The 7,685-nt window shown below is 68.7% G+C and carries 8 protein-coding genes and 1 pseudogene; 4 read left to right on the top strand and 5 right to left on the bottom strand.

The genetic code is table 11. The features are described from left to right. Positions 1 to 237, bottom strand: a pseudogene (locus tag HMPREF3099_RS09800) (HNH endonuclease); the annotation flags it as partial. Between the two features lie 144 nt (positions 238 to 381). Here HMPREF3099_RS09800 and HMPREF3099_RS09795 point away from each other — a divergent pair. Continuing rightward, the gene (locus HMPREF3099_RS09795) at positions 382 to 762 is read left to right on the top strand and encodes a hypothetical protein (RefSeq protein ID WP_070705803.1); all 381 of its coding nucleotides are present in this window, start codon (positions 382 to 384) and stop codon (positions 760 to 762) included. A 53-nt stretch (positions 763 to 815) separates the two neighbouring features. Next, positions 816 to 2,090 carry a sensor histidine kinase gene (locus HMPREF3099_RS09790; RefSeq protein ID WP_083323696.1) on the top strand — a complete coding sequence of 425 codons (1,275 nt, stop codon included), beginning with the start codon at positions 816 to 818 and terminating at the stop codon, positions 2,088 to 2,090. A 49-nt stretch (positions 2,091 to 2,139) separates the two neighbouring features. On the opposite strand, the gene HMPREF3099_RS09785 is transcribed toward HMPREF3099_RS09790, so the two are convergent. Next, positions 2,140 to 3,147, bottom strand: a complete 1,008-nt coding sequence (locus HMPREF3099_RS09785) for an NADP-dependent oxidoreductase (protein WP_070705801.1) — start codon at positions 3,145 to 3,147, stop codon at positions 2,140 to 2,142. 67 nt (positions 3,148 to 3,214) lie between these two features. Beyond that, positions 3,215 to 3,487: a hypothetical protein gene (locus HMPREF3099_RS13530; protein WP_070705800.1), complete on the bottom strand. Its 273-nt coding sequence runs from the start codon at positions 3,485 to 3,487 to the stop codon at positions 3,215 to 3,217. Positions 3,488 to 3,621: 134 nt separating this feature from the next. Between HMPREF3099_RS13530 and dcm the strand changes: the two genes are divergently transcribed. After that, on the top strand, positions 3,622 to 4,812 hold the full coding sequence (gene dcm, locus HMPREF3099_RS09775) for a DNA (cytosine-5-)-methyltransferase (RefSeq protein WP_083323695.1): 1,191 nt from the start codon (positions 3,622 to 3,624) through the stop codon (positions 4,810 to 4,812). 5 nt (positions 4,813 to 4,817) lie between these two features. Here the strand turns inward: dcm and HMPREF3099_RS12160 are convergent, their stop codons facing one another. Continuing rightward, positions 4,818 to 6,227, bottom strand: coding sequence for an MvaI/BcnI family restriction endonuclease (locus HMPREF3099_RS12160; RefSeq protein ID WP_083323694.1), 1,410 nt, complete (start codon positions 6,225 to 6,227; stop codon positions 4,818 to 4,820). A gap of 103 nt (positions 6,228 to 6,330) precedes the next feature. Then, complete coding sequence (locus tag HMPREF3099_RS12155; protein ID WP_083323693.1) at positions 6,331 to 6,756, bottom strand: very short patch repair endonuclease; 426 nt, start codon at positions 6,754 to 6,756, stop codon at positions 6,331 to 6,333. A 174-nt stretch (positions 6,757 to 6,930) separates the two neighbouring features. Here HMPREF3099_RS12155 and HMPREF3099_RS09770 point away from each other — a divergent pair, with 174 nt between their 5' ends. After that, a complete protein-coding gene (locus tag HMPREF3099_RS09770) occupies positions 6,931 to 7,575 on the top strand; it encodes a hypothetical protein (RefSeq protein ID WP_141762114.1) in 645 nt (214 codons plus the stop codon). Positions 7,576 to 7,685 lie beyond the last annotated feature (110 nt).

Here is a 7,685-nt window from a genome sequence, read left to right as displayed (position 1 = left end):
CCGCTCCCGCACCCACGCCGCCGCGGAGGCGCACCGGCTGCCGGCGATGGTGCCGCGCTCCTGCGCCTCGGCCACCACCCCCACGAGGAGGGCCTCGGCGGCCCGGGCCACCTCACCCAGCACGCGGGCGGCCGCGTCCAGGTCGCCCTCACCGGCCTGCCACAGCCGGTCGCGCGCCCCTGCCAGCTCGGCCGCCACCGCTCCGGCGTCCTCCAGCACGTCCTGGATGCGTCGCACGTGTCACCCCCTCGGTGGACCTCGTCCCATGGGTGCTTCCCCTGCACCCACCTCCACCGTACACGCAAACCGAACAGAATGCAACAGGCGTACCAACCTGCATCGGTCCCAGCCACCCGCCCGCGCCCCGTACGCTGTGCCGCGATGACCTCGACCTCCCTCTTCCTGAGCGCGCTGCTGGTGCTCCTGCTCGTCGTGCTCGGGCTCGACCTGCGGGCCACCGGCCGCCCGGTGCATGGGCTCACCGGCATCCTTCAGCTGGACAACCGCCAGGCCTCCCACTGCGACGGCTGCCGCCGCGCGGTGCGCCTGCGCGCCCGGCCGTGGGTCATCGCCTCGATGGGGGTGGTGCTCGTCGGCCTCGTGGCGAGCGTGACCCTGGCCACCCGGTACGCCGTGGGCAACGGCCTCCCGGCCTCGCTGCTGTGCCTCACCGCGTTGCTCGCCATCGGCCCGCTGGCGCTGGCGAATCGCCGTGCCTCGCACCAGGTCAGGGAGTCCTCCGGTCACGAGCCGGGCTCCTGAGGGGCCTCCCGCCCACGTCCCCGGAGGGCCCGAACGGCCTATATCATGTTGCAATGACGTCTTCCACCCCTGCGCTCGTGTCGGGCACCCGTCCGTCCCTGCGCCAGGGGCGCATCGAGGCGCTGGACTCGCGCTGGGCGGAGATCGCCCTCGTCGTCGCCGTCTGGGCCCTCGGGCTGGGCTACGTGGCGCTCATGTTCTGGCCCGATCCCAGCCTCACCGACCCGGCGCTCGTGGAGCGCCAGGAGCAGGCCCGCACGCTCGACCTGCTGGTCGGCCACATCGGACTCGCGCTGTTCGTGGTGCGCCACCGCCATCCGGTGGCCATCACCCTGCTGCTGGGCGCGATGATGGTGGTCTCCAGCTTCGCGGCCATGCCCTACCTCTTCGCGATGGTCTCGCTGGCCACCTACCAGCGCCTGCGCCCCATCGTGCTGGGCATGCTCATGATGCCCCTGGCCACCCTCGTGTACTCCTACACGTTGCAGCGGTGGCTCCACCCCGAGGTCGTGGGCAAGGAGCTCGGGGCCACGTTCGCCGCCGATGCCGTGTACTCCCTGGTCATCGGCCTCATCTTCGTGCTGCTCGGCTGGAACATCGGCGCCCGTCGCGAGCTGGCCGCCCACGCCGCCGAGCGCGCCGCCAGCGCCGAGCGCGAGCACGCCGCCCGCCTGGTGAGCGCGCGGATGGCCGAGCGCACCCGCATCGCGCGGGAGATGCACGACGCCCTGGGGCACCGCCTGTCCGTGGTGGCCATGCACTCCAACGGGCTGGCCTACCGGCAGGACCTCTCCCCGGAGGAGGTGCGCGAGGCGTCCACCACCATCGCCACCCAGGCGCGCACGGCCCTCAACGACCTGCGCGAGATCCTCGGCGTGCTGCGCTCCGACATCGCCGAGGAGGACCAGGCCGCCTCGGCGATGCCGGACCTGCGCCACCTGCCGGAGCTGGTGGGGGAGACCTGCGGGGCGGGCTGCACCGTGCGCCTCGAGGTGCCCGAGCGCCTCACCCTGGACAGCGGGGAGCTGCCGCAGGCCGCGAGTCGCCACGCCTACCGCGTGGTGCAGGAGTCGCTCACCAATGCGTGCAAGCACGCCCCCGGACAGCCGGTCCACATCGCGCTCAGCGGGCAGGCGGGCGCGGGGCTCTCGCTGCGCGTGGTCAACCGGCTGCCCGCCCCCGGCGAGGAGCCGGTCGACGTGGTGAGTGGCGGCATGGGCCTGACCGGTATGCAGGAGCGCGTGCACCTGGCCGGCGGGCGCTTCTCCGCCCAGGCGCAGGAGGGCGAGTTCGTCGTGGACGCCTGGCTGCCCTGGCCGGCCGCTTGAGGCCGACGCGGGCAGCCCGGGCAACCACCCACCCCGCTGACGGGGCGACTCAGACGCGCACCACCATCTTCCCCGTGTTGGCGCCGGCCAGCAGGTCCATGAACGCCTGGGGCGCGTTCTCGATGCCGTGGCGCTCGGTGACATCCCAGTGCAGCGAGCCGTCGGCCACCCACGGCGCCACCTGCGCCGCGAAGGCGTCCTTCTCGGCCTCGAAGTCCGCCGCCAGCAGGCCCCGCAGGGTGAGGCGCTTGCCGATGACCCACGCCAGGTTGCGCGGGGCAGCGGGCGGCTCGGTGGCGTTGTACTGGGCGATGGCGCCGCACATCGCCACGCGGCCGTGCGGGTTGAGGGCGCCGATCGCGGCCTCCAGGTGGTCGCCGCCCACGTTGTCGAAGTACACGTCGATGCCGTCCGGTGCGGCCTCGGCCAGCTGCCCGGGCAGGTCGCCGGCGCGGTAGTCGATGGCGGCGTCGAACCCGAGCTCGCGCAGATGGGCGGCCTTCTCCGGGCCACCGGCGGAGCCGATGACGCGCGAGGCGCCCATGAGCCGCGCGAGCTGGCCGACCATGGAGCCGACGGCGCCGGCCGCGCCGGAGACGAAGACCGCGTCGCCCTCGCGGAACTCGGCGGTGCGGGTGAGGCCGCCCCAGGCGGTGAGGCCGGGCATGCCGAGCACGCCCAGGTAGGCGGCGTCGGGCACCGAGGTGGTGTCCACGGCGCGGGCGTCGGCGGCGTTGAGCACCGCGAGGTCGCGCCAGCCGGCGAAGTGCGTGACCTGCGTGCCCACGGGCAGGGCGTCGGAGCGGGACTCGACGACCTCACCCACGGCGTGGCCGGTGAGCGGCTCGTCCACCTGGAAGGGCGGGATGTAGCTGGGCCGGTCGTCCATGCGGCCGCGCATGTACGGGTCCACGCTCACCACGCTGTTGCGCACCAGGACCCGGCCGTCCTCCAGGGACGGCAGCTCGGCGGTCTCGGTGCGGAAGTTCTCGGCCACCGGCGCGCCGGTGGGGCGGCTGGCCAGGACGATGCGGGTGGACGTGCGGTCGGTGCTCACGTTGGTGCCTTCCGGGTCGGGGGAGTGGCGCGTGGGGAACGCGCGGGTGGCCCGGGGTGTTCCGGGGTCAGGCTCCCTTTGCGGGCTCCTGTCCCCCGGCCAAGGGGTCCCGAAGGGTCCAGTTCCCGCGCCCGGGCTTGTCGATGCGGCCTTCGTCGCGCAGGACCTGTGCCGCCCACCCGAGCTGGTACTGCCACGTGTAGAACAGGTCCCCCGACTCGCGGAGATCCGCCTCGTGCGTGGCCCAGATGTGGCGTGCGACCGCCACCCAGTGGGCGTGTCCGCCCATGGCTGCCAGTGCCTCGACGATCCACGACTTGAGGTCGTTCTTGTCTGCCATGGGCGCAGCTTGCCAGCTTCCACGGCGACGCAGGGAGGTTGTCGGTGGGGGCGCCTAGCGTGGCCCCACGCCAAGTTGCCGGCGGGACGAAAAGCGGACATCATGTCCGCCTGCCAACCTAGGAGAGCCCCCTGATGACCGATGTCGTCGACGCGACCACCCCGCTGGAGCACCTGTCCTCCACCTACTCCCAGACCCAGCTCGCGGAGCGCTTCGGGGTGACCGAGCGAACGGTGCGTCGTTGGCAGCAGGGAGAGGTCGTCCCGCCGCAGCGCGTGCATCGTCAGGCCGCCTCGACGCTCGTCCGGGAGAACCCTCGTGCGTCGTTCACGTTCATCGACCTCTTCGCGGGCATCGGTGGCACTCGCCTTGGTTTCGAGGGAGCCGGCGGACGCTGCGTCTTCACCTCCGAGTGGGACAAGTTCAGCCAGCGGACGTACCTCGAGAACTTCGGCCTGCACGAGGACGGTGGGTTTGCCGGAGACATCACCCAGGTGAATGCGGAGGACGTCCCTGACCACGACGTGCTGGTCGCGGGCTTCCCCTGCCAGCCCTTCAGCATCGCCGGCGTGTCGAAGAAGAATTCACTCGGCCGGCCCCACGGGTTCGAGGACCTGACGCAGGGGACCTTGTTCTTCGACGTCGCCCGCATCATTGCCGCGAAGCAGCCGAAGGCGTTCCTGCTCGAGAACGTGAAGAACCTCCACACGCACGACAAGGGCCGGACGTTCGCCACGATCATGAAGGTGTTGACGGAGGAGCTCGGATACCACGTGAGCCATCGGATCGTTGACGCGAGTCCGTGGGTTCCCCAAGGTCGTCGTCGCATCTTCATCGTCGGCTTTCGGGAGGAGACCGACTTCGACTTCGGTCAGCTCGTTGTGCCTGACGACTCGCCGCGGATGAGGGACATCCTCCACCCCGAGAACGGGGTGGAGAAGCCGGAAGGACACTTCACGCTGGGGGACTCCGCGGAGGTGAACCCCAAGTACGTGTTGAGTGATCACCTCTGGAACTACCTACAGGACTACAAGCGCAAGCACCAGTCGGCCGGCAACGGGTTCGGGTTTGGTTTGGTGGGCCCCGATGACGTCGCCCGGACGCTGTCTGCGCGGTACCACAAGGACGGTTCCGAGATCCTGGTGTCTCGCGGTGAAGGGCAGCGCCCGAGGCGCCTGACGCCCCGTGAGTGCGCCCGGCTGATGGGGTTCCCGGATTCCTACCGCATCCCAGTGAGTGACACACAGGCTTACCGTCAGTTCGGCAACTCGGTGGTGGTTCCGGTGGTTGAGGAGATTGCACGGCTGCTCGCTGAGGAACTCTGAGGCTGTCAGGGGCCCACAGGTCCGATAGTGACCGTTTCGCTCAAGTCGTAGAGCCGGGGAAGATTTCGGAACCCAACGCGGAACTGGTGGCGGGTCTTTGGCCGCCACGTGGGACCGTTGGGAGTGTCACGAAGTTCCAGCTTCAGCCCTGGGTCGTAGTAGACGCTGCCCGACGAGTAGCCGTGAAGGAGCTTAAAAAAGTCGGTCCCTGTGCATAGGAGGACCTCGCCGGTATAGCGGTAGTATCGTGTCCCGTTCATTTCCCGAGCTTCGTACGGGACATACGCCGTGCGTGCGTGCTTTCTTTTCCAGTGGTCGATGAGTCGGGCGAATGTCCAGCCGGCGGCACATTCTCCCGAGGAATTCATAAGATGTACGCCCCCGTCGGGGTCAACCTGCTTCTTTCCGTCCCACCCCATCAGTGCTAGCCGGAGTCCTGTCGAGCTGGTCGTGGAAAGAGTTGTGTGCCTTCCTGTGAAATCCCACCGTCGTGCGATCATCACGTCATCGCCTCGAGGGCGGCCGTACATCCTCATGAAGTCGAGGGGTGGGAGAGTCTTAATGCTCCCAAGGGTCGGAGACGGAGTGAACAAGGTGAGCGCGCGGCCGGACCGCCCGTGGGCTTTCAGTTCCCAACCGAGAAAATCGGGTTCGGCTGCGCCATTCGCCGCGACTCCGCAAAGTGCTTCCAAGGTGTACCCTCCGCCATTCTGGGCGTTATAGGGCTGGATCCCTCCCCTATTGAGCTTCTGGCCGGCGACCCAGCCCCGCCCGGCAATCTCCTGGAGCGTGTGGATCAGGGAGTCTTTGGTAGAGGAGGGGGACTTGTGTCCAAGTTGCCACACATGGAAGGCGCCGACCTGATCGGATGACGTTGCGTCAAGGATTCTGGGTGCAGCGACGGACTCGGGTGGTAGGAGCAGTGCCCAAACTGGGCTCGGAAGGCTGCTGTCGCTGGCCTCAGCCTTGGTTCCTACGAGGAGGAGGCGCCCAGCTTCCTGCCCCCGCAGTGCGCGAGCGTAGAGGCTGCGGGGAGGATTCGGTGAACCCTGTAGCAGGCCAGAGATTCGCACCTCGGGGTACTGGGGGTAATAAATTAGTTTCGCCCCTGGTGCGGGGGACTCTCCCGTGGGGCTTAGCCAATTCCAATTGACGGGGGAGGTGAACTTTGTCTCGCCTTGTTTATGGTTTTTTCTGCTCTGGGTCGCGCTAGCCGCGGTCTCACCGGAAGGGATGGCTGCAATCGCTGCGAGGTCGTTGGCTGCGTAGACTTGGTTCTTGTCGTTATCTTGGCGTGCGGCCAGTTGCTTCGTCAGGACGCGGTCGCAGCCCCGCTCGCGGAACAGCCTCTCGATCTCATCCGCACTCAATGCACTGAGCCAGCGGTCGTAATCTTCGGGTGGGGTGGGTCCCATGTTGCTCCCTAGGTGTCTAGTTCTCAGGCGGCACGGCTAGGTCTACCGGGCCCGTGTGGTGTGTGGGAAGACGGGTGTGGCGCCTGCTGGGCTGTGCTCGCGGTCATCCTTCCCGGAGGCGGTTGAGTTGCTTCTGCACCCGGTCGGCGGCTGTGACGGGTTCCTCGTGCTCCCAAATGCGAATTGACGTCCAGCCGAGTTCGCCGAGTCGAGCATCCGTGTCCTTGTCGCGAGAAATGTTGGTCTCGAACTTCCACCTCCACCAGTCATGGTTTGTTGCTGGGGTCTTGCAGTGATCGGGGCAGGCGTGCCAAAAACAGCCATCCACTGATACGGCAAGTTTCCAGCGAGGAAATGCTATATCGATCCTTCGCCGAGGGATCCCCGAAATCCGATATTGAACTCGGAAGCGCAAGCCGCGCTTGTGGAGCTCCTTTCTCAAGGAAATCTCAGGGCCGGTGTGACTCCGTGCTCGACTCGCGAATCGCTTACTCACGGCAGCATCGGGGCGACTGCGCTGCGGTTCCATGCTCACTAGTTGATTGCCCCTGCGGATAATTGCGGAGTGGGTTTCTGCATTGCGTGGGGATCCATCGGCTCGACGGATCTTGTGGCTATTATGTAGCAGCGAAGACGTCTGCGCACCTGACCCCACCCCGCGGTCGGACCCTGCGCCGTAACGCCGTGGGCGACAATCCGGCCCATGGCCGTGGACCCCAATCAGATGACCCCGCAGGCGTACCTGGAGTACCTCAACGCCGAGTCCGCCCGTCGCCGGCAGGAGCAGGCCGCCCGCATGCTCGGCGACCGCGCCACGTCGACCACCTCGCAGGCCGTCACCGGCGAGGTGGTCACCGACGGCGCCGGCTCCGCCACCACGGTGCCGTCCATGCCGCAGGCCCGCCACGGCATCGAGAGCCCCGCGGCCACCACGCCCACGCTCAACCCCACCACCACCGAGGGCGAGCCGACCCAGACCGTGGCCGAGCGCCTGGCCTCCCCGGGGCACTGGTTCTGGGGCCTGGCGTGGGCCGCCCTCGCGGGCACCGCCTCGTGGTTCGTGCCCGGGCTGGGCCAGCTGCTCACCGGCCGCTGGCTCACCGCCTTCGTGCTCTTCTTCTCCTACGACGAGCTGCTCAACCTGGTGGGCTCCTGGCCCTGGCTCGCCGACGCCACCGGCCAGACCCCCGACACCCTCACCGGGTGGTTCCCGTGGGTGGTGGTCGCCCACGCCGCCCTGGCCGCGCTGCGCTCCACCTTCGCCCCGAAGAACCCTTCCGACCCCAGCGAGGAGACCGCGGACGACGGAGCCCCCGACGCGAAGGGCGACGCCGCCACCCAGCAGTGACGACGCCGCCCTCGGCCCCAGCGCCGGCTCAGCGCCGGGGCCGTCCGGTGAACGTGTCCACCGGCCCCCACGGCGTCTGCGTGGGCGGCATCGGCGCCGCCGGGCGCCCG

Origin of the sequence: Kytococcus sp. HMSC28H12 (assembly GCF_001816045.1) — a bacterium.
Classification (GTDB): domain Bacteria; phylum Actinomycetota; class Actinomycetes; order Actinomycetales; family Dermatophilaceae; genus Kytococcus; species Kytococcus schroeteri.
This window is presented reverse-complemented; position numbering and strand designations above follow the sequence as displayed.

What these genes read in the sequence shown, in the direction of transcription:
- HMPREF3099_RS13530 (WP_070705800.1), bottom strand. Translation starts at nt 3,487, where the DNA reads ATGGCAGACAAGAACGACCTCAAGTCGTGGATCGTCGAGGCACTGGCA.
- HMPREF3099_RS09795 (WP_070705803.1), top strand. Translation starts at nt 382, where the DNA reads ATGACCTCGACCTCCCTCTTCCTGAGCGCGCTGCTGGTGCTCCTGCTC.
- HMPREF3099_RS09770 (WP_141762114.1), top strand. Translation starts at nt 6,931, where the DNA reads ATGGCCGTGGACCCCAATCAGATGACCCCGCAGGCGTACCTGGAGTAC.
- dcm (WP_083323695.1), top strand. Translation starts at nt 3,622, where the DNA reads ATGACCGATGTCGTCGACGCGACCACCCCGCTGGAGCACCTGTCCTCC.
- HMPREF3099_RS12160 (WP_083323694.1), bottom strand. Translation starts at nt 6,227, where the DNA reads ATGGGACCCACCCCACCCGAAGATTACGACCGCTGGCTCAGTGCATTG.
- HMPREF3099_RS12155 (WP_083323693.1), bottom strand. Translation starts at nt 6,756, where the DNA reads ATGGAACCGCAGCGCAGTCGCCCCGATGCTGCCGTGAGTAAGCGATTC.
- HMPREF3099_RS09790 (WP_083323696.1), top strand. Translation starts at nt 816, where the DNA reads ATGACGTCTTCCACCCCTGCGCTCGTGTCGGGCACCCGTCCGTCCCTG.